This window comes from Pseudonocardia kunmingensis (assembly GCF_006716445.1).
Taxonomy (GTDB): domain Bacteria; phylum Actinomycetota; class Actinomycetes; order Mycobacteriales; family Pseudonocardiaceae; genus Pseudonocardia; species Pseudonocardia kunmingensis.
The window spans coordinates 270,694-289,090 of the sequence record NZ_VFPA01000005.1 but is presented as its reverse complement, the minus strand read 5'-3'; the positions used below and the strand labels follow the sequence as shown (position 1 = coordinate 289,090).

At 74.3% G+C, this 18,397-nt stretch carries 20 protein-coding genes; 9 read left to right on the top strand and 11 right to left on the bottom strand.

Going from position 1 to position 18,397, the window contains the following annotated elements; translation table 11 throughout:
• The first annotated feature begins 168 nt into the window (after positions 1 to 168).
• From uvrC to whiA, 4 genes are read left to right on the top strand one after another with little or no spacing between them, the layout of a single operon-like run.
• Positions 169 to 2,232, top strand: coding sequence for an excinuclease ABC subunit UvrC (uvrC, locus tag FB558_RS34915; RefSeq protein WP_142061114.1), 2,064 nt, complete (start codon positions 169 to 171; stop codon positions 2,230 to 2,232).
• Positions 2,229 to 3,161, top strand: coding sequence for an RNase adapter RapZ (gene rapZ / locus FB558_RS34910; RefSeq protein ID WP_142061111.1), 933 nt, complete (start codon positions 2,229 to 2,231; stop codon positions 3,159 to 3,161). Before uvrC ends, rapZ begins: the two co-directional genes overlap by 4 nt.
• Positions 3,158 to 4,234 carry a gluconeogenesis factor YvcK family protein gene (locus tag FB558_RS34905; protein ID WP_142061109.1) on the top strand — a complete coding sequence of 359 codons (1,077 nt, stop codon included), beginning with the start codon at positions 3,158 to 3,160 and terminating at the stop codon, positions 4,232 to 4,234. The genes rapZ and FB558_RS34905 overlap by 4 nt, the downstream gene beginning before the upstream one ends.
• Positions 4,225 to 5,208, top strand: a complete 984-nt coding sequence (whiA, locus tag FB558_RS34900) for a DNA-binding protein WhiA (protein ID WP_142061107.1) — start codon at positions 4,225 to 4,227, stop codon at positions 5,206 to 5,208. Before FB558_RS34905 ends, whiA begins: the two co-directional genes overlap by 10 nt.
• A 3-nt stretch (positions 5,209 to 5,211) precedes the next feature.
• Here the strand turns inward: whiA and FB558_RS34895 are convergent, their stop codons facing one another.
• From FB558_RS34895 to FB558_RS34845, 11 genes are all read right to left on the bottom strand, one after another.
• On the bottom strand, positions 5,212 to 6,390 hold the full coding sequence (locus FB558_RS34895; RefSeq protein WP_142061105.1) for an alpha-D-ribose 1-methylphosphonate 5-triphosphate diphosphatase: 1,179 nt from the start codon (positions 6,388 to 6,390) through the stop codon (positions 5,212 to 5,214).
• Positions 6,387 to 7,121: an ATP-binding cassette domain-containing protein gene (locus tag FB558_RS34890; RefSeq protein ID WP_246106979.1), complete on the bottom strand. Its 735-nt coding sequence runs from the start codon at positions 7,119 to 7,121 to the stop codon at positions 6,387 to 6,389. Before FB558_RS34890 ends, FB558_RS34895 begins: the two co-directional genes overlap by 4 nt.
• Positions 7,122 to 7,162: 41 nt before the next feature.
• Entirely contained in the window at positions 7,163 to 7,996 is an 834-nt protein-coding gene (locus tag FB558_RS34885; RefSeq protein WP_142061101.1) for an ATP-binding cassette domain-containing protein, read from the bottom strand.
• On the bottom strand, positions 7,993 to 8,871 hold the full coding sequence (locus tag FB558_RS34880) for an alpha-D-ribose 1-methylphosphonate 5-phosphate C-P-lyase PhnJ (RefSeq protein WP_246106978.1): 879 nt from the start codon (positions 8,869 to 8,871) through the stop codon (positions 7,993 to 7,995). Before FB558_RS34880 ends, FB558_RS34885 begins: the two co-directional genes overlap by 4 nt.
• Complete coding sequence (locus FB558_RS34875) at positions 8,868 to 9,923, bottom strand: carbon-phosphorus lyase complex subunit PhnI (RefSeq protein WP_142061099.1); 1,056 nt, start codon at positions 9,921 to 9,923, stop codon at positions 8,868 to 8,870. The genes FB558_RS34880 and FB558_RS34875 overlap by 4 nt, the downstream gene beginning before the upstream one ends.
• Before the next feature lies 1 nt (position 9,924).
• The gene (gene phnH, locus FB558_RS34870) at positions 9,925 to 10,539 is read right to left on the bottom strand and encodes a phosphonate C-P lyase system protein PhnH (RefSeq protein WP_142061097.1); all 615 of its coding nucleotides are present in this window, start codon (positions 10,537 to 10,539) and stop codon (positions 9,925 to 9,927) included.
• A complete protein-coding gene (locus FB558_RS34865; protein WP_142061095.1) occupies positions 10,536 to 10,970 on the bottom strand; it encodes a phosphonate C-P lyase system protein PhnG in 435 nt (144 codons plus the stop codon). The genes phnH and FB558_RS34865 overlap by 4 nt, the downstream gene beginning before the upstream one ends.
• The gene (phnE, locus tag FB558_RS34860) at positions 10,967 to 11,764 is read right to left on the bottom strand and encodes a phosphonate ABC transporter, permease protein PhnE (RefSeq protein ID WP_142061093.1); all 798 of its coding nucleotides are present in this window, start codon (positions 11,762 to 11,764) and stop codon (positions 10,967 to 10,969) included. Before phnE ends, FB558_RS34865 begins: the two co-directional genes overlap by 4 nt.
• Positions 11,761 to 12,609: a phosphonate ABC transporter ATP-binding protein gene (gene phnC, locus FB558_RS34855; RefSeq protein ID WP_142061091.1), complete on the bottom strand. Its 849-nt coding sequence runs from the start codon at positions 12,607 to 12,609 to the stop codon at positions 11,761 to 11,763. Before phnC ends, phnE begins: the two co-directional genes overlap by 4 nt.
• Positions 12,610 to 12,612: 3 nt before the next feature.
• Positions 12,613 to 13,593: a phosphate/phosphite/phosphonate ABC transporter substrate-binding protein gene (locus FB558_RS34850; RefSeq protein WP_142061089.1), complete on the bottom strand. Its 981-nt coding sequence runs from the start codon at positions 13,591 to 13,593 to the stop codon at positions 12,613 to 12,615.
• Positions 13,594 to 13,740: 147 nt separating this feature from the next.
• Positions 13,741 to 14,457, bottom strand: a complete 717-nt coding sequence (locus tag FB558_RS34845; protein ID WP_142061087.1) for a GntR family transcriptional regulator — start codon at positions 14,455 to 14,457, stop codon at positions 13,741 to 13,743.
• 164 nt (positions 14,458 to 14,621) lie between these two features.
• On the opposite strand from FB558_RS34845, the gene gap reads away from it, so the two are divergent.
• The 5 genes from gap (at position 14,622) to FB558_RS34820 (ending at position 18,366) form a co-directional block, all read left to right on the top strand.
• Positions 14,622 to 15,638: a type I glyceraldehyde-3-phosphate dehydrogenase gene (gap, locus tag FB558_RS34840; protein WP_142061085.1), complete on the top strand. Its 1,017-nt coding sequence runs from the start codon at positions 14,622 to 14,624 to the stop codon at positions 15,636 to 15,638.
• A complete protein-coding gene (locus FB558_RS34835; protein WP_142061083.1) occupies positions 15,635 to 16,822 on the top strand; it encodes a phosphoglycerate kinase in 1,188 nt (395 codons plus the stop codon). Before gap ends, FB558_RS34835 begins: the two co-directional genes overlap by 4 nt.
• Positions 16,822 to 17,643: a triose-phosphate isomerase gene (gene tpiA, locus FB558_RS34830; RefSeq protein ID WP_142061081.1), complete on the top strand. Its 822-nt coding sequence runs from the start codon at positions 16,822 to 16,824 to the stop codon at positions 17,641 to 17,643. Before FB558_RS34835 ends, tpiA begins: the two co-directional genes overlap by 1 nt.
• 131 nt (positions 17,644 to 17,774) lie before the next feature.
• Entirely contained in the window at positions 17,775 to 18,011 is a 237-nt protein-coding gene (gene secG, locus FB558_RS34825; protein WP_142061080.1) for a preprotein translocase subunit SecG, read from the top strand.
• Positions 18,012 to 18,024: 13 nt separating this feature from the next.
• Positions 18,025 to 18,366 (top strand): RNA polymerase-binding protein RbpA, encoded by a 342-nt coding sequence (locus tag FB558_RS34820; protein ID WP_142061077.1) that lies wholly within the window; start codon positions 18,025 to 18,027, stop codon positions 18,364 to 18,366.
• Positions 18,367 to 18,397 lie beyond the last annotated feature (31 nt).

The window sequence follows — 18,397 nt, the reverse complement described above, 5'->3', positions numbered from 1 at the left end:
GGGATCCTCCCGTGCGTCGAACAGGCGTTCGCATCCTGCGGAGGGTCTACCACGGTCCGCCGACAGAACCGCTGCGGCGCCGGTGCGGCACCTACACCACACCGCGACGCGCCGGGTGCCCGGTCCCCGCCCGGGCGTGTCGGACGGCGGTCCTACCCTGGAGTGGCCATGCGCGATCCCGCCTCGAACGACCCCTCCCGGTACCGGCCGGCGCCCGGGTCCATCCCGGAGGCCCCCGGGGTGTACCGCTTCTCCGACCCGCACGGCCGCGTGATCTACGTCGGCAAGGCGAAGAGCCTGCGGCAGCGGCTGAACTCCTACTTCGCCGACATCACCGGCCTGCACCCGCGCACGCGCCAGATGGTCACCACCGCCGCGAAGGTCGAGTGGACGGTCGTCACCACCGAGGTGGAGGCGCTGCAGCTCGAGTACAACTGGATCAAGGAGTTCGACCCGCGGTTCAACGTCCGCTACCGCGACGACAAGACCTACCCCGTGCTCGCGGTCACGCTGAACGAGGAGTTCCCGCGGCTGCACGTCTACCGCGGGCCCCGGCGCAAGGGCGTGCGCTACTTCGGGCCCTACGCCCACGCGTGGGCGATCCGCGAGACGCTCGACCTGTTGCTGCGGGTGTTCCCGGCCCGCACCTGCAGCGGCGGCGTGTTCAAGCGGCACGGGCAGATGGGCAGGCCCTGCCTGCTGGGCTACATCGACAAGTGCTCCGCGCCGTGCGTCGGGCGGGTCGACGCCGACGAGCACCGCGCCATCGTCGAGGACTTCTCCGACTTCCTCGCCGGCCGCACCGACCACCTGGTCAAGCAGTTGGAACGCAAGATGGCCGCCGCGTCGGAGGAGCTGGAGTTCGAGCGCGCGGCGCGGTTGCGCGACGACATCGGCGCCCTGCGCCGGGCGATGGAGAAGCAGGCCGTGGTGCTGGGCGACGGCACCGACGCCGACGTGGTCGCGTTCGCCCAGGACGAGCTCGAGGCCGCCGTCCAGGTCTTCCACGTGCGCGGCGGGCGGGTCCGGGGCCAGCGCGGCTGGGTGATCGACAAGGTGGAGCCCACCGACACCGCCCAGCTCGTGGAGCGCTTCCTCACCCAGTTCTACGGCGAGCAGGCGGCGCTGGCCGGGGCGGCCGACGACGCCACGCAGCCGGTGCCGAAGGAGATCCTCGTACCGGAGCTGCCGGCGGAGGCGGGCTCGCTCGCGCAGTGGCTCACCGGGCTGCGGGGCTCGCGCGTGCAGCTGCGGGTGCCGCAGCGCGGGGACAAGCGGGCGCTGGCCGACACGGTCGCGCGCAACGCCGCCGAGGCGTTCACCCAGCACAAGCTGCGCCGCGCCGGTGACCTCACGGCGCGCTCGGCCGCGCTGCAGGAGATCCAGGACGCGCTCGGGCTCGACTCGGCCCCGCTGCGCATCGAGTGCGTGGACGTCAGCCACGTGCAGGGCAGCAACGTGGTCGCCTCCCTCGTCGTGTTCGAGGACGGGCTGGCCCGCAAGTCGGACTACCGGCGGTTCGAGATCCGGGGCGGCGCCGAGGGCGGTGACGTCGCGGCGATCGCCGAGGTCGTGCGCCGGCGGTTCCGGCGCTACCTCGCGGAGACCCGGGAGGCGGGGGACGCGGCGGGTAACACCGGGCCGGGCCCCGGCGAGTCCGGAGAGGTCCCGGCAGCGGCCGGCACCCCCGACCCCGAGCACCGCCCTGGCATCGACCCGGAGACCGGCCGGCCGCGCAGGTTCGCCTACCCGCCGAACCTGCTGGTGGTCGACGGCGGCCAGCCGCAGGTGGAGGCGGCCGCCGACGTCATGGCCGAGCTCGGCATCACCGACGTGGCCGTCTGCGGGCTCGCCAAGCGGCTGGAGGAGGTGTGGATGCCCGCCGAACCCGACCCGGTGATCCTCTCGCGCACCAGCGAGGGCCTCTACCTGCTGCAACGCGTGCGGGACGAGGCGCACCGGTTCGCCATCACCTACCACCGGCAGCGCCGTTCGCAGAGCATGATCGTCTCCGAGCTGGACGCCGTGCCGGGGCTCGGGCCCGCGCGGCGCGCGGCGCTGCTGAAGCACTTCGGGTCGGTGCGCAAGCTCAGGGCCGCGGGAGCCGACGAGATCGCGTCCCTCCCGGGGTTCGGGCCGCGCACCGCGGCCGCGGTGCTCACCGCGCTGCACGGCGAGAGCCCCGCGGACGGGGCAGCGGCGTCGACCGGGCACGAGGTGCCGGCCACATGAGCGGGAGCCCGACGGGGTCGGGGAGAGCAGGAGGAGCGGTGGGTGCGGTGCCGGGCAGTGAGCCCGCGGGGATCGAGGTCGCGCTGGTCAGCGGCCTGTCGGGCGCGGGGCGCAGCACCGCGGCGAAGGTGCTGGAGGACCTGGGCTGGTTCGTCGTCGACAACCTGCCGCCGGAGCTGATCTCCACGATGGTCGAGCTGGGCTCCCGCGCCCGGGGGGAGATCACGCGGATCGCGGTGGTGATGGACGTCCGCAGCCGGGCGTTCACGGCCGACCTCGGCACCGTCATCAAGGACCTCGACGCCCGCGGCTACAAGCCGCGGCTGCTGTTCCTGGAGGCCTCCGACGCGGTGCTGGTGCGCCGCTTCGAGCAGGTGCGCCGCAGCCATCCGCTGCAGGGTGACGGGCGGCTCGTCGACGGGATCGCCGCCGAGCGGGAGCTGCTCACGCCGCTGCGGGAGAGCGCCGACCTCGTCGTCGACACGTCCACGGTGGCGGTCCCGCAGCTGCGCGCCACCCTGGAGCGCGCCTTCGGGGCCGAGTCGGCGCAGGTCACGCGCGTCACGTTGCTGTCGTTCGGCTACAAGTACGGGCTGCCGATGGACTCCGATCTCGTGGTGGACGTCCGGTTCCTGCCCAACCCGTTCTGGATCCCCGAGCTGCGCGACTCCACCGGCCGCGACGAGCCCGTCCGCGACTACGTGCTGAGCCAGGACGGCGCCGAGGAGTTCATCACCCGCTACCTCGACCTGCTGCGGCTGGTCGGGGCGGGCTACCGCCGGGAGGGCAAGCGCTACCTCACGGTGTCGGTGGGCTGCACCGGCGGCAAGCACCGCAGCGTCGCGATCAGCGAGGAGATCGCGCGGCGGCTGGCGGGCGCGGAGGGTGTCACCGTGAACGTGGTGCACCGGGACCTGGGGCGCGAGTGACGCCCCCGGACGGCACCGCGGGCGGCCCGGTGGCCGTCGCGCTCGGCGGGGGTCACGGCCTGCACGCCACGCTGTCGGCGCTGCGGCGGCTCACCGACGCGGTCACCGCCGTCGTCACCGTCGCCGACGACGGCGGCTCCTCCGGCCGGTTGCGCCGGGAGCTGGGCGTGCTGCCCCCCGGCGACCTGCGGATGGCGCTGGCCGCGCTGGCCGCCGACGACCACTCCGGGCGACGCTGGGGCGAGCTGGTGCAGCACCGGTTCGGTGGCACCGGGGCGCTGGCCGGGCACGCGGTGGGCAACCTGGTGCTGGCCGGGCTGATGGAGGTCCTCGGCGACCCGGTGGCGGCGCTCGACGAGGTGGCCGCGCTGCTCGGGCTGCGGGGGCGGGTGCTGCCGATGAGCTGCGACCCGCTCGACATCGAGGCGGAGGTCACCGGCCTGGGCACCACCGGGACGGGCGTCACCGGATCGGGTGCACCTGCGGCCCTCATCCGCGGGCAGGTGGCCGTCGCGTCCACCCCTGGCCGGGTGCAGCGGGTGTGGCTGCGGCCGGAGCGCCCGCGCGCGTGCCCGGAGGCGGTCGAGGCGGTGCGGCAGGCGGACGTGCTGCTCCTGGGCCCGGGATCGTGGTTCACCAGCGTGCTGCCGCACGTGCTCGTGCCCGAGCTGCGGGAGGCGCTCATCACGAGCCCGGCCCGGCGGATCGTCGTGCTGAACCTCGCTCCGGAGCCGGGGGAGACCGCCGGGTTCTCACCCGAGCAGCACCTCGCCGTACTCTCACAGCACGCTCCCGCGCTGCGGGTCGACGCGGTGATCGCCGATGTCGCCGCCGTCCCGGTGCCCGAGCGGTTGCACCGCACGGCGGCCGCGATGCTCGCCCCCGGCGGCCGGGTCCACCTGGCACCGGTCGCCGCGGCCGATCCCGCCGACCCTGATATGACAGTGCCGCGTCATGACCCGAAAGCGCTGGCCGAGGCCCTCGGCGCCGTGCTGGCGGAGTGGGACGGGGACACCGGCGCCGGCGCGGCGACCGGTGGCGCCGAGAGGAGGAGGTCGAACCCATGGCCATGACCGCAGCGGTCAAGGACGAGCTGAGCAGGCTGGTCGTCACGAAGCCGTGCTGCCGCCGTGCCGAGGTGGCGGCGTTGCTGCGCTTCGCAGGCGGCCTGCACATCGTCGGCGGCCGGGTGGTCGTGGAGGCCGAGGTCGACACCGGCTCCGTGGCGCGCCGCCTGCGCCGCGAGATCCACGAGCTCTACGGGCACACCTGCGAGGCGCACGTGATCAGCGCGGGCGGGCTGCGCCGCGGGGCCCGCTACGTGCTGCGCGTGGTGCGCGACGGCGAGGGCCTCGCGCGCCAGACCGGCCTGCTCGACGTCCGCGGGCGCCCGGTGCGCGGGCTGCCGCCGCCCGTCGTCTCCGGCGGCGTGTGCGACGCCGAGGCGGCGTGGCGCGGCGCGTTCCTCGCCCACGGCTCGCTCACCGAGCCCGGGCGCAGCTCGGCGCTCGAGGTCACCTGCCCCGGGCAGGAGGCGGCGATGGCGCTGGTGGGCGCGGCGCGCCGGCTGGGCGTCACGGCGAAGTGGCGCGAGGTGCGCGGCGCCGACCGGGTCGTCGTGCGCGACGGCGACGCGATCAGCGCGCTGCTCACGCGCATGGGCGGGCACGACAGCGTGCTGGCGTGGGAGGAGCGGCGCATGCGGCGCGAGGTGCGCGCCACCGCCAACCGGCTGGCCAACTTCGACGACGCCAACCTGCGCCGGTCGGCCCGCGCCGCGGTGGCCGCGGCGGCGCGGGTGCAGCGGGCGCTGGAGATCCTCGGCGACGACGTGCCCGAGCACCTGCTCGCGGCGGGCCGGCTGCGCGCCGAGCACAAGCAGGCCTCGCTGGAGGAGCTCGGCCAGCTCGCCGACCCCCCGATGACGAAGGACGCGGTGGCCGGCCGGATCCGCAGGCTCCTGCACATGGCCGACAAGCGGGCGGCCGACCTCGGCATCCCGGACACCGACTCCGCCGTCACGGCGGAGATGTTGGAGGAGGCCTGACGGTCACTCCGCCGGCAGCACGGTCCGCACGCGGGGCCAGCGGTCGGTGTCGTCCACCAGAAGCAGGTCGGCGCGGGCGCCCTCGACCAGCCTGCCCCGGTCCCGCAACCCGCCGACGGCTGCCGCGCCCGCCGTGACGAGCGCGACGGCCGCCGGCAGTGCGACCACCCGCTCGGCGGCGAGTCCGAGCGCCGCCGCCAGCAGCGCGGGCGGCGAGTAGTCACTGGCCAGCGCATCGACGAGGCCGGCCGCCACGAGCTCGCGCGCGCCGACGTTGCCCGAGTGCGAGCCGCCGCGGATGACGTTCGGGGCGCCCATGACCACCGGCATCCCCGCGTCCTTCGCGGCGCGGGCCGCGTCGAGGGTCACCGGGAACTCGGCCACCGCCGCGCCGCCCGCGTGGACGCGCCGGACCTCCTCGGGCGAGTCCACGTCGTGGGCGAGCAGCCGGATGCGGCCCGCGGCGGCGAGGGCCGCGAGCCGCGACCGGTTGCGTCCGACGTGCTCCCGGAGGGCGTCGCGGGCGGCGATCCGCTCGCGGACGAGGTCGGCGGCCTCCTCGGCCGAACGGCCGGGCAGCTCGCGCATCCGCGCGGCGACGAACCGGTCCAGGTCCCGGTACTGGCCCTGGCCCGGCGTGTGGTCCTCGCACGACACCAGCGGAACCTCGGGACCCGGCGCGGGCAGGCAGTCCAGCAGGACGTCCAGCGCGTCGGGGCTGCGGACGTCCATCCGGTGCAGGACGCGGTGCTCGACCGGCGTCGCGCCGGAGGCCCTCCGCTCGCGCAGCGCCGCGCACACCGCCCGGGCCTGCTCCAGCGACCGGTGGTAGCCGGGGTTGTCCTGGAACCCGACGCCGTGGAACACGGTGGTGACGCCGGCCGCGCGCACCCGGGACTCGAACGCGGCCAGCGCGAACCCGATCGGGAACGAGGTGCCCGGGCGCGGGGTGATGTCGCGCTCGAGCGCGTCGGAGTGCACGTCGACGATCCCGGGCACGAGCAGCGCGCCGCGCCCGTCGAGCGCCCCCGGCGGCACGGCGCCACCCGGCCGCACCGAGGTGATCAGCCCGCCCTCGCAGACCACGGAGGCACCGTCGAGAACCCGGTCGGGGAGCACCGCGCGCACGTCGCGCACCGCGAAGGTGCCGGTGTGCACCGGTGCGGGAGCCGAGACCGTCATGCGACGGCCTGCGCGAGCACGGTGTCCGGCTCCCCGGCGTCGACGACCCGTCCGTGCGCCATCAGCACCACGCGGGTGGCCACGCGCCGGATGGCGTCGTGGTCGTGCAGGATGGTCAGCACCGCGGTCCCGCCCGCCACCAGCGCCTGCACCATCGCCAGCACCGCCTCCCGGTTGGCCGGGTCCAGGGCCGAGACCGGCTCGTCGAGCAGCAGCAGCCGGGGCGGGGCGAGCAGCGCGGACGCGAGGTTCACCCGCTGCTGCTCCCCGCCCGACAGCAGCGTCGGGTAGGTCTGCCACAGCTCGCGGTCCAGCCGCAGCCGGGCCAGCACGTCGGCGGCCGCCTCCCGGGCCTGCGCCGCCGCCATGCCGCGGCGCACCCCGGCCCGGGCCACGACGTCGAGCACGCCGCGGCGGGGCTCGGCACGCAGGAACTGCGAGACGTAGCCGATCTCCCGCTCGCGCAGGTCGGCGACTGCGGAGTCGGGGAGGGCGGCCAGGTCCACGGTGTCCCCGGACGAGCGGGCGAACCGCACCGACCCCGCCGTCGGCCGGTAGGTGCGGTACACGCACTTGATCACCGAGGACTTGCCGGCCCCGGAACCGCCGGCCAGCGCGACGAGCTCGCCCGCGCCGACGGTGAGGTCGACGCCGGAGAAGGCGTGCACCACGCGGCCGCCGATGCCGTGCAGGGTGAAGTTCTTGGCCAGGTCGCGAACGTCGAGAACCACAGGTGCCTCCGTCATCGGTCCGCCCGTCATCGCGCCGCCCGTCATCGCGCAGCGGCGACCAGCCGCTGGCTGTAGGGGTGCTGGGGGTCCTCCAGCAGCTGGTCGGTCAGTCCCTGCTCGACCACGCGGCCGTGCTGCATCACCAGCACGCGGCGGGTCAGCATCTCGATCACCCGGAAGTCGTGGCTGACCACGACGATCGCGAGGTCGAGCTCCTCCTGCAGGTCGCGCACCAGGTCGAGCACCCCGGCGGCGACGGAGGCGTCGAGCCCGGTCGTCGGCTCGTCCAGCAGCAGCACGCCCGGCCGGTTGGCGAGCACCTTCGCGATCTGCACGCGCTGGCGCATGCCGCCGGAGAACGTGCGGACCAGGTGGTCGACGCGCTCGGCGGGCACCTCGGTGCGGGCCAGCAGCTCGAGCAGGCGCTCGCGCATGCGGCCGAAGTGCCGCCACCCCGCGGCGGCCAGCCGGTCGACGACGTTGCCGCCCGCGGTGATGTCGAGCGCCAGCCCCTCCGCCGGGTTCTGGTGGACGATGCCGACGTCCTCCACCGCGACCCGGCGCCGCTCCGCGGCGGGCAGGGTGAACAGGTCGGTCGCGCCGCCGTCGACGCTGCGGACGAACGCGCGCCCGGCCGTCGGCTCCTGGTCACCGGCGATGCAGCGCAGCGCCGTCGACTTGCCGGAGCCGGACTCCCCGATGATGCCCAGCGACTCGCCCGGCGCCACCGTGAACGCGACGTCCCAGCACGCCACGATCGACCCGCACACCACGCACAGCTCGCGCTGCAGGTCCGGCCCGGTCGCGGCCACGCACTCGGGGCACCCGGGTCCGAAGATCTTGCCCAGCCCCTCGACCTGCACGGCCCAGCTCATGCCACACCTCCCGCACGTCGGTCGCACCAGTCGGTGTCGCTGCAGACCCACCGGGACGGGGCGCCGGGCTGCGGGATCTCCGCCAGGTAGCTCTCGCTGCTCCCGCACCGGGCGCAGGCAGCACCCGGCACCCGCTCCACCTCGAACGGGATGTCCTCGAACGTCAGCGGCACCACGTCGGTGTGCGGGGGCACCGCGTAGATCCGCTTCTCGCGCCCGGCGCCGAACAGCACCAGCCCGTCGTGGTGGTGCAGCCGGGGCACGTCCCAGCGGGGGATCGGGCTGGTCTGCATCACGTACCGGCCGCCCACCAGCACCGGGTAACCGGTGGAGCGGCTGATCGCGCCGTGGCGCACGTAGTCCTCGTAGAGCGCCACCCACATGCGCGAGTAGTCGGCCTCGGCGTGCATCCGCCGCAGCTCCGACTCGCGCTTCTCGATGCCGCGCAGGGACTCCGGCTGCGGCACCTGCAGCACCAGCACCTGCCCGTCCGGCACACCCTCCTCCGGGACGCGGTGGCGCGACTGCACGATCGTCGCCTCGCGGCGGTCCAGCGTGGTGGTGACGCCGGTGGTGCGGTGGACGAGCCGGCGCAGGTTCGCGGCGTTGACGCCGGCGTCGTCGCCCTGGTCGATGACCTTCAGGACGTCGTCGCCGCCGATGACGCCGAGCGTCACCTGCAGCCCGCCGGAGCCCCAGCCGCGGGCCACCGGCATGTCCCGGCTGGCGAAGGGCACCTGGTAACCCGGCAGCGCGACGGCGGAGAGGATCGCGCGGCGGATCTCGCGCTTGGACAGCTCGTCGAGGAACCCGAAGGTGTAGTGGTCGGACTCCTCGAGCAGCGCCGCGACGCCCTCGGGCGCGGAGATCGTCACTTGCGGATCGCCTCCTTGCGCTCGACCTGCGAGCCGAACGTCACGTAGTGCGGCAGCTTGAGGTGCTCGAGGAACCCGCTGGCGTCGGTGCCGTCGCAGGTGCCGATCACGTTCTGCTCCAGGCCGGTGCGGCCCCGGTCGCGGTGCATCGCCACGTCGAGCACGGCCATGGCGATCGCCTTGCGCTCGTTGTGGCCGAGCACCAGCCCGTAGCCGATGTCGAACACGCCGGTGTCCTCGTCGGGCCGGTTGAGGTTGGACATCGCCTCCACCTCGGTGACCGGCACCGATCCGACCCGGACGGCGCCACCGGTGCGCGGGTGCGCGACGGTGACGGGCAGCGTGCCGACCCGCACCTCGCCCAGCGTGACGTCCTCGGCACCCCTCCGGTCGCCCCGCACGCCCTGGTACCAGAGGTTGACCAGGGCGCCGGTCTCACCGCGCGCGAGCGCGGCGAGCCGGGCCGACCGGGGAGCGGGCGTGATCACCGGCTCGCGGGTGATGTCCACCGGGTCCGGGTCGCCCTCGACCTGCCGGTTCGCGAGGAGCCCGCGGGCGGCGAGCAGCTCGGCGAGGCGGGGTTGGCGGGCCTCGGGGTCGACGTCGCCGCGGCCCGCGGGCGGTTCCCGGAGCGCCGCGCGGGCGGCGGCCTCGTCCCGGAAGTCGACCAGCCGCTCGGTGTAGTCCAGGGTCCGGCCCAGCAGCTGACGGCCCGGCGGCTCGCGGAAGGCGGGGACGATCCGGCGCACCGCCTCCAGCTCGGCCGTCGGGGTCGGCAGCGTGTAACCGAGGCGCGGGAGCGTGCTGCGGTACGAGCGCACGAGCAGCGCGGCCTCGATGAGGTCGCCCTCGGCCTGGCGGATCGCCCGCGCGGCGAGCTCGGCGGAGGCGAGCCCGCCCTCGCCCTGCACGCGGTCGACGGCCAGGCGGAGCCGCCCGATCAGCTGCGCCTCCTCCAGCCACGGGCTCGGGTCGTCCACCCGCATGCGGGCGACCAGGTCCTCGGCGGCCAGGATCGCGTCCAGCCCGCCCTTGACGGCGGCGTACCCCATGTCAGCTCCTTCCCCAGCTTCCGGCGCCGGCCCGCACGCGCACCCGCGTGCTGCGCGGCAGGCCGGCGACGCGGCCGTCGGCCGCGACGACGAACGCGTCGACCCCGAGCGGGAACGCCCGGTTCACCGCCACCAGCGCCTCGACCGTCTCCACCGGCAGACCGCCGACGCCGAGCTCGGCGGCGCCGTCGACGCCCGGGCCGGTCAGCGCGCAGCGCACGTCCCCCTCCGGGCCCAGCGCGGCGCAGGACAGCACCAGCCGGCAGGCGCGGTCGGGCCGGTCCGGGGTGCCCCGGCGCAGCCCGCGCACCTCGTCCGGGCGCGGGGCGCGCAGCGCGAGGACCAGGTCGGCCTCCTCGGCGGGCGCCGGGCGGGCGCCGGTGGCCGCGGCCAGCGCACCGGCCCACCCGGCACCGGCAGGCTCCAGCACGCCGAGGGTGACCTCCAGGTCGGCCAGCGCCAGCGGGACCAGCAGCGCGGCGGGCGCGTCGGCAGCGCCGAGCAGCTCCGTGGGCAGGGCGCCGATCGTGCCCGGCCGCGACAGCGCGTCCAGCAGGACCCGGAAGACCCGCTGCGACCCGACGTGGTCGAGCGGGTGCAGTGCGGTCCCGGTCATCGGTCGAGCTCCTCGAACGCCACCGCGGTCGGGGCCACCCGGGCCAGCTCCGCGGCGGCTTCGGCGGCCTGCCGGTCGGCGGTCTCGGTGCACAGCCGCTCGACCTCGGGTGCCAGCGCGTGGCCGGCCTCGGCCGCGGCGTCGCACACCGCGGCGGCGAGCGCGGCGAGCCGGTCGTCACCGGTGCGCATCGCCCAGCCGGGCGCGCCGTCGACGCTCACCCGCGCCTCGGTGACGAGGACCTCGGTGAGGTGGAAGCGTTCCCCGGCCACCGGCTCGCGGACCTCCAACACCACCATGCCCACCTCCGGGCCGCGTTCCACCCGGCAGGTGGCCTCGGCGGTGATGCGGTCGGCGAGGGCGACGAGGTCGTCGCGCGTGGCGACCGCGAGCAGTTCGGCCCGGCGTTCGGCGAGTACGGGTGCGGTCACAGGAGCCTCTTCCTGAGCTGGGCGGAGACGAAGTCGAAGAAGGCGACGCACACCCCGATCGCGATCAGGATCATCGCCATGTTCTGGTACTGGAACAGCCGGATCGCGGCGTTGAGCTCGTAGCCGATCCCGCCGGCGCCCACGACGCCGAGGATCGTCGCCGCCCGGAAATTGATCTCCAGGAGGTAGATCACGAAGCTGCCCATGATCGGCGCGGCCTGCGGCACGACCGCGTACCAGGCGGCCTGGCCACGGGTGGCGCCCAGGCCCTGCAGGGCGTCGACGGGGCGGGGGTCGACGCTCTCCAGCGTCTCGGAGTAGATCTTGCCGAGAAAGCCGAGGTTGCCCAGCAGCAGCGCCATCACACCGGCGAACGGCCCGAGCCCCACGGCCGCCACGAAGAGCAGCGCGAAGATCAGCTCGGGGATCGTGCGCAGCGCGTTGAGCACCGGGCGGACCACCGCGCGCAGCGCCGGGTGCGGCGTGACGTTGCGGGCCGCGAGGAAGCCGAGCGGCAGGGCGACGACCGAGGCCAGCGCGGTGCCGACGATCGCCATCCGGACGGTCTCCAGGATGGGCTCGACGAGGTCGGGCAGGATCGTCACGTCCGGCGGCAGCATCCGCCCGATCAGGTCGAACAGGTTCGGCAGGCCGGTGACGACCTCGGTGGGGGAGAACCCCGTCCCGCTGAACGACCAGACGAGCACGGCGAGCCCGGCGACGATCCCGACGGTCCGCAGCGGCGTCACCGTGCGCGGCCGGGCGGGCGGGCGGAGCGTGCCGGGGGCGGTCATCGGGCGCCACCCCCGGCCGGGACGCTGCCCGACATCCACTCGGGCAGGGCGACCGCGAGCTCCTCCTCGTCGGCGGTCCCGGCGTAGATCCGCGCGACGGTGGTGGGGTCGTCGAGCAGCGTGGCGGGGCCGTCCACGACGACCCGCCCGGCGTTCAGCCCCACCACGCGGTCGGCGTAGCGGGCGGCGAGTGCCACGGTGTGCAGGTTGACCACCGTGGTCAGGCCCTCGTCGCGGTTGACCCGGCGGAGATGTCCCATGATCCGCTCGGCGAGCTTCGGGTCGACGCTCGCCACGGGCTCGTCGGCGAGCAGCAGCCGCGGGGTCTGGCACAGGGCGCGCGCGAGCGCGACCCGCTGCTGCTGCCCGCCGGACAGCGTGTCGGCGCGCTGGTGCGCCCGGTCGAGCAGGTCCACCCGTTCCAGGCAGGCGTAGGCCGCCGCGACGGCCGCCCGGTCGAACCGCCCGGCCAGCCAGGCCGCCGGCCCCATGCCGGGCAGCCGGCCCATCAGCACGTTGGTGAGCACGCGCAGCCGTCCGACGAGGTTGAACTGCTGGTAGACCATGCCGATGCGGCTCTGGGCCGCGCGCAGTGCCGAGCCGCGCAGCGCGGCGAGGTCGTCCTCGCCCACCCGCACCTGCCCGGCGTCGGGGCGCACCATCCCGGTGAGGGTGCGCATGAACGTCGTCTTGCCCGCGCCCGACGGGCCGAGCACGGCGACGAACTCGCCCGGCGCGATGTCGAGCTCGACCGCGTCGAGGGCCACGGTGGTGACGCCTGCGGTGGAGTAGGTCTTGCGCAGGCCGCGCACGGTCACCGCGGCGGTGGCGTTCCGGTCCGCCACGGCTCAGCCCAGCTCGGCGAGGTCGACGTCCAGCTTCTCGGCCAGCTCGCGCACCACGTCGTACTGGTCGTCGGTGACCACCTGGTACGGGTGCGTGGGCGGCTCGTCCAGCGAGCTCGCCGCCTGCACGAGCTCCGGGTGCTCGGTGACCAACCGCAGGTAGACGTCGGTGATCTGCTGCCGCAGGGCGGGGTCGAGGTCCGCGCGGGCGCTGAGCGGGCTGGGCGGGATCGGCTCCGACTCGGCGATCACCCGGATGTCGGCCGGGTCGGCGAGACCCTCGCGGTAGAAGCGCGCGATGCAGGTGTCGCAGACGCCGGCGGCGTCGACCTGCCCGTGGGCGACGGCGACCAGCGAGGCGTCGTGACCGCCCGAGAAGCTGGTCTCGGAGAAGTAGCCCTCGACGTCGGTGATCCCGGCGTTGGCCAGTATCAGCCGGGGGAACAGGTTGCCCGAGGTCGACGCCGGGTCGGCGAAGGCCATCGAGCGATCGCGCAGCTGCTCGACGGACGTGATGCCGGAGTCGGCGCGCGTGATGAGCAGGCTCTTGTACCCGAGCGCTCCCGTCTCCTGGTTCGGCTGCGCGACCAGTGCGGTGGCGTTCGCCTCGCTGGAGGCGATCACGTAGGAGAACGGGCCGAACACCGCGACGTCCACCCGGCCCGCCCGCATGCCCTCGATCACCGAGCTGTAGTCGGTCGTCTCGATGAACTCCACCTCCATGCCGATCTCGTCGGCGAGGTGGTCGACGATCGGAGCGAGGCGGGCGGCCGAGGACTCCTCGTCGGCGCCGGAGATGGACGCGAAACGCAGGGTCTGCGGGCGGTAGAACTGCCCGTCCACCACGTCGGGGGCGGGTGGGGCCGCGGTGGGGAGCCCGCCGTCCGCGGTGGGATCGGGGGTGCCGGCACAGCCGGTGAGCAGGACGGCGGCCACGGCGGCGAGGGCGGCCAGGGGTCGGGTACGGCGTCGTTTCGGCCGCATCGGTCCTCCGGGGGATCGGCTTCAGGCGCGGTCACGATCGCGGGGGACGCTAGGTCGCCACGGTGGCGCGCGATGCCCGATCGGGTGAACGCCCGTGGACGGTGAGCGAGATATCTAGATGTCTCGGCCGATCAACCGCAGGGCCGTTCAGAGTTCGACGACGTACTCGATCCGGTCGCCGCGGGTGCGCCGGGCGGCGACCAGGGTGACCTCCCCGTCCTGGTCGCAGTTCGCCCCGACCAGGACGAGCAGGGGAACGCCGAGGGCGACGTCGAGGGCGTCCGCGTCGGCGGGGCCGGCCGGCTCGGCCGCGTACCGGCGCCACGCCCGCCGCATCCGCAGGCCGTAAGCGGCCTGCAGCAGGCCGGTGAGGGACGTGTTGTCGGTCCACACCGCGGGGATCCCGGCGAACCGGTCGTGGGCGAGCCAGGTGGTGGCCCGCGACCAGGGGGCGCCGTCCACGCACATCACCGTGTCCAGTTGCAACAGATCGCCGTCGGGGAGGCCGGTGGCGTCGGGCGCCGCGGTGGACGGCACGACGGAGTGCGCGACCAGGCGCTGGGTCACCGAGCGGCCCTGCTCGCGCATCTGGGCGACGATGCTCGGCGCATCCGGCACCACCCGGAACCGGTACGGCGGCTCGGCGACGTACGAGCCGCGTCCGTGCACGGTGCGGATCGCGCCGGTGCGGGCGAGCTCGCCGAGCGCCTGGCGGACGGTGAGCCGGTGCACGCCGAACCGCTCGGCGAGCTCGGCCTCGCTGGGCAGCCGCTCGCCCGGCCGGACCTCGCCCGCGTCGAGCCAGCCGGTCAGGTCGCCGAGCACTCGTCGCCATTGGGGACCGGGTTGGGCCGTCGCGGACACCGCATCACCCTAGAGGGGCACCAAGACATCTAGATGGCCAAGGAAGGTGAGGCGCCTCAGCCGGTGTGAATCGATACAGGGCCTCCCGCTGGCCGCGGGTCCGGCGGCGACTAGGGTTGTCCCCGGTTCGAGCAGATAGAGATCCAGGCACAGGAGGCGTGCACATGACCGTGCGGGTGGGCGTGAACGGGTTCGGTCGCATCGGCCGCAACTTCTGGCGGGCGGTCGACGCCCAGCGCAAGGCCGGCAGCACCGACATCGAGATCGTGGCGGTGAACGACATCACCGACAACGCCACGCTGGCGGGGCTGCTCAAGTACGACTCGATCCTCGGCCGGCTGCCCTACGAGGTGACCCACACCGACGACGAGATCGTCGTCGACGGCAAGGGCTTCAAGGGCCTCGCGGTGCGCGACCCCGCCGAGCTGCCGTGGAAGGACCTCGGCGTCGACGTCGTGGTCGAGTCCACCGGCATCTTCACCAAGCGCGAGGGTGCCACCAAGCACCTCGACGCAGGCGCGAAGAAGGTCGTCATCTCCGCCCCCGCGACGGACCCGGACCTCACCGTGGTCATGGGCGTGAACGACGACGCCTACGACGGCTCGCAGGCCATCATCTCCAACGCGTCCTGCACCACCAACTGCCTCGCGCCGCTCGCGAAGGTCATCGACGACGCGTTCGGGATCGAGAAGGGTCTGATGACCACGATCCACGCGTACACGCAGGACCAGAACCTGCAGGACGGCCCGCACAAGGACAAGCGCCGCGCCCGCGCCGCCGCCCTGAACGTGGTGCCCACCTCCACGGGCGCGGCGAAGGCGATCGGCCTCGTCCTGCCGCACCTCAACGGCAAGCTCGACGGCTACTCGCTGCGCGTCCCGGTGCCCACCGGCTCGATCACCGACCTCACGGTGGACCTGCGCGAGGAGGCCTCGCTCGAGCAGATCAACGCCGCGTACAAGGCGGCCGCGGAGAGCGGCCCGCTGAAGGGCTTCCTGCGCTACAGCGAGGACCCGATCGTCTCCTCCGACATCGTCACCGACCCGGCGTCCTGCATCTACGACGCGCCGCTGACCAAGGTCATCGGCAACCAGGTGAAGGTCTTCGGCTGGTACGACAACGAGTGGGGCTACTCGAACCGCCTGGTCGACATCACCGACCTGGTGGCCTCGAAGCTGTGAAGACGCTCGACGACCTCCTCGCCGAGGGCGTGTCCGGGCGGACGGTCCTCGTCCGCTCGGACCTCAACGTCCCCCTCGACGGCTCGAGGATCACCGACGACGGCCGCATCCGCGCCTCGGTCCCCACGCTGCGGACGCTGCGTGAGGCCGGGGCCCGCGTCGTCGTCTCCGCGCACCTGGGCCGGCCGAAGGGCGGGCCGGACGCGAAGTACGGCCTCGCCCCGGTGGCCGGGCGGCTCGGGGAGCTGCTCGGCGCCGAGGTCACCCTCGCCGACCACGGCGAGGAGGCGCAGGCCGCGGTCGGCGCCCTGGCCGACGGCGGCGTGGTGCTGCTGGAGAACATCCGGTTCGACCCGCGCGAGACCTCCAAGGACGAGGACGAGCGGGCGGCACTGGCGCACGAGCTCGCGGCGCTCACCGGCGCGGACGGCGCGTTCGTCTCCGACGGGTTCGGCGTGGTCCACCGCAAGCAGGCCTCGGTCTACGACGTGGCGCTGGACCTGCCCGCCTACGCGGGCGGGCTGGTGCTCGCCGAGGTCGAGGTGCTGCGCAGGCTCACCGAGACGCCGGAGCGGCCCTACACCGTGGTGCTCGGCGGGTCGAAGGTCTCCGACAAGCTCGCGGTGATCGAGTCGCTGCTGCCGAAGGTCGACGCGCTGCTCGTCGGCGGGGGGATGTGCTTCACGTTCCTCGCCGCGCAGGGTTACGGCGTGGGTGACTCGCTGCTGGAGCGCGACCAGATCGACACCTGCCGCTCGCTGCTGGAGACCGGGAAGATCGTGCTGCCCTCCGACGTGGTGGTGGCCGACGACTTCTCGGCGGAGGCGAACACGCGGACAGTCGGCGCGGACGCGATCCCGGACGGGTGGAAGGGCCTCGACATCGGCCCGGAGTCGGTGGCGGCGTTCGCCGACGTGCTCGGCCGCGCGGCCACGGTGTTCTGGAACGGGCCGATGGGCGTGTTCGAGCTGGCGCCGTTCGCCGACGGCACGCGCGGGGTCGCCCAGGCGATCATCGACAGCGCGGCGTTCAGCGTCGTCGGCGGCGGCGACTCCGCCGCGGCGGTGCGCGCGCTCGGCCTGGCCGAGGACGGGTTCTCCCACATCTCCACCGGCGGCGGCGCGTCGCTGGAGTACCTGGAGGGCAAGTCCCTCCCCGGCCTCGCGGTCCTGGAGAAGAGCTGATGGCTGCATCGACCCACCCCGCCGGCTCGCCATCCCCCAGGCGCAAGCCGCTCATCGCCGGCAACTGGAAGATGAACTGCAACCACCTCGAGGCCCTCGCGCTGGTGCAGAAGATCGCCTTCGCCCTGCCGGAGAAGTACTACGACAAGGTCGAGGTGGCGGTGCTGCCGCCGTTCACCGACATCCGATCGGTGCAGACCCTGATCGACGGCGACAAGCTCAAGCTGGTGCACGGCGCGCAGGACCTCTCGCCGCACGACTCCGGGGCCTACACCGGTGACGTCTCCGGCGCGATGCTCGCCAAGCTCGGCTGCACCTACGTCACGGTGGGCCACTCGGAGCGGCGCGAGATCCACGGCGAGGACGACGCGCTCGTCAACAAGAAGGTGCGGGCCGCGGTCAAGCACGGCATCGTGCCGATCCTGTGCGTCGGGGAGCCCCTGCCCGTCCGCGAGGCCGGTGAGCACGTCGCGCACACCACCCGGCAGGTCACCGCCGCGCTGGAGAAGGTGGAGAGCCAGCACGCGCAGACGCTGGTGATCGCCTACGAGCCGGTGTGGGCGATCGGCACCGGGCGCGTCGCGAGCGCCGCCGACGCGCAGGAGGTGTGCGCCGCCATCCGGCAGGCCGTCTCGGCCAAGTACGGCGAGGCCATCGCCGCCGGCGTCCGCGTGCTCTACGGCGGGTCGGTGAAGGCCAAGAACGTCGGCGAGATCGTCGCGGAGTCCGACGTGGACGGCGCGCTGGTCGGCGGGGCGAGCCTCGACGCCGACGAGTTCGCCCAGCTGTGCGCCATCGCGGCGGGCGGCCCGCTCCCGTAACACCCCCGTGAGTGGATACGAGTGTTCCCGCACTCGTATCCACTCACGACCCCCGGTGGGCGCCGTGACGGGCCCGGGTACCCTCGGTGACCCCGGCAACGGGACGCACGCGGAAAGAGGATGAGGATCGGATGGAAATCGCCCTGCAGGTCGTGCTGATCGTCTCCAGCGTCCTGCTGGTGCTGCTCATCCTGCTGCACCGCGGTCGCGGCGGCGGGCTCTCCACCCTGTTCGGGGGCGGCGTGCAGTCGAGCCTGTCGGGATCCAGCGTGGTCGAGAAGAACCTCGACCGTCTCACGCTGTTCGTCGGTGCGATCTGGCTGATCGCGATCATCGGCACCGGGCTGCTGGTCCGGGTCGGGGTCTGAGGGGAGCATGGCGATGTCAGGCGGCAACGCGATCCGGGGCACCCGCGTGGGAGCCGGTCCGATGGGGGAGTCCGAGCGGGGCGAGACCGCTCCCCGCGCGCGCATCCCGTACTTCTGCACGAACGGGCACGTCACCACTCCGTCGTTCGCCTCCGAGGCGGACATCCCGGAGACCTGGGACTGCCCGCGCTGCGGCCTGCCGGCCGGCCGGGACGGGGAGAACCCGCCCGCCCCGCCGCGCACCGAGCCGTACAAGACGCACCTCGCGTACGTGAAGGAGCGGCGCAGCGACTCCGACGGCGCCGCCATCCTGGAAGAGGCGCTGGGCCGCCTCCGCGCGTCGCGCGAGCTCTGACACCGCCGCTCCGCCGTCGCCGGGCCGCGCT

Bases quoted from the DNA above. Each gene is read 5' to 3' on its own strand.
- uvrC (WP_142061114.1), top strand. From the start codon at position 169: ATGCGCGATCCCGCCTCGAACGACCCCTCCCGGTACCGGCCGGCGCCC.
- rapZ (WP_142061111.1), top strand. From the start codon at position 2,229: ATGAGCGGGAGCCCGACGGGGTCGGGGAGAGCAGGAGGAGCGGTGGGT.
- whiA (WP_142061107.1), top strand. From the start codon at position 4,225: ATGGCCATGACCGCAGCGGTCAAGGACGAGCTGAGCAGGCTGGTCGTC.
- FB558_RS34895 (WP_142061105.1), bottom strand. From the start codon at position 6,390: ATGACGGTCTCGGCTCCCGCACCGGTGCACACCGGCACCTTCGCGGTG.
- FB558_RS34885 (WP_142061101.1), bottom strand. From the start codon at position 7,996: ATGAGCTGGGCCGTGCAGGTCGAGGGGCTGGGCAAGATCTTCGGACCC.
- FB558_RS34875 (WP_142061099.1), bottom strand. From the start codon at position 9,923: ATGGGGTACGCCGCCGTCAAGGGCGGGCTGGACGCGATCCTGGCCGCC.
- phnH (WP_142061097.1), bottom strand. From the start codon at position 10,539: ATGACCGGGACCGCACTGCACCCGCTCGACCACGTCGGGTCGCAGCGG.
- phnE (WP_142061093.1), bottom strand. From the start codon at position 11,764: ATGACCGCCCCCGGCACGCTCCGCCCGCCCGCCCGGCCGCGCACGGTG.
- FB558_RS34850 (WP_142061089.1), bottom strand. From the start codon at position 13,593: ATGCGGCCGAAACGACGCCGTACCCGACCCCTGGCCGCCCTCGCCGCC.
- gap (WP_142061085.1), top strand. From the start codon at position 14,622: ATGACCGTGCGGGTGGGCGTGAACGGGTTCGGTCGCATCGGCCGCAAC.
- tpiA (WP_142061081.1), top strand. From the start codon at position 16,822: ATGGCTGCATCGACCCACCCCGCCGGCTCGCCATCCCCCAGGCGCAAG.
- secG (WP_142061080.1), top strand. From the start codon at position 17,775: ATGGAAATCGCCCTGCAGGTCGTGCTGATCGTCTCCAGCGTCCTGCTG.
- FB558_RS34820 (WP_142061077.1), top strand. From the start codon at position 18,025: ATGTCAGGCGGCAACGCGATCCGGGGCACCCGCGTGGGAGCCGGTCCG.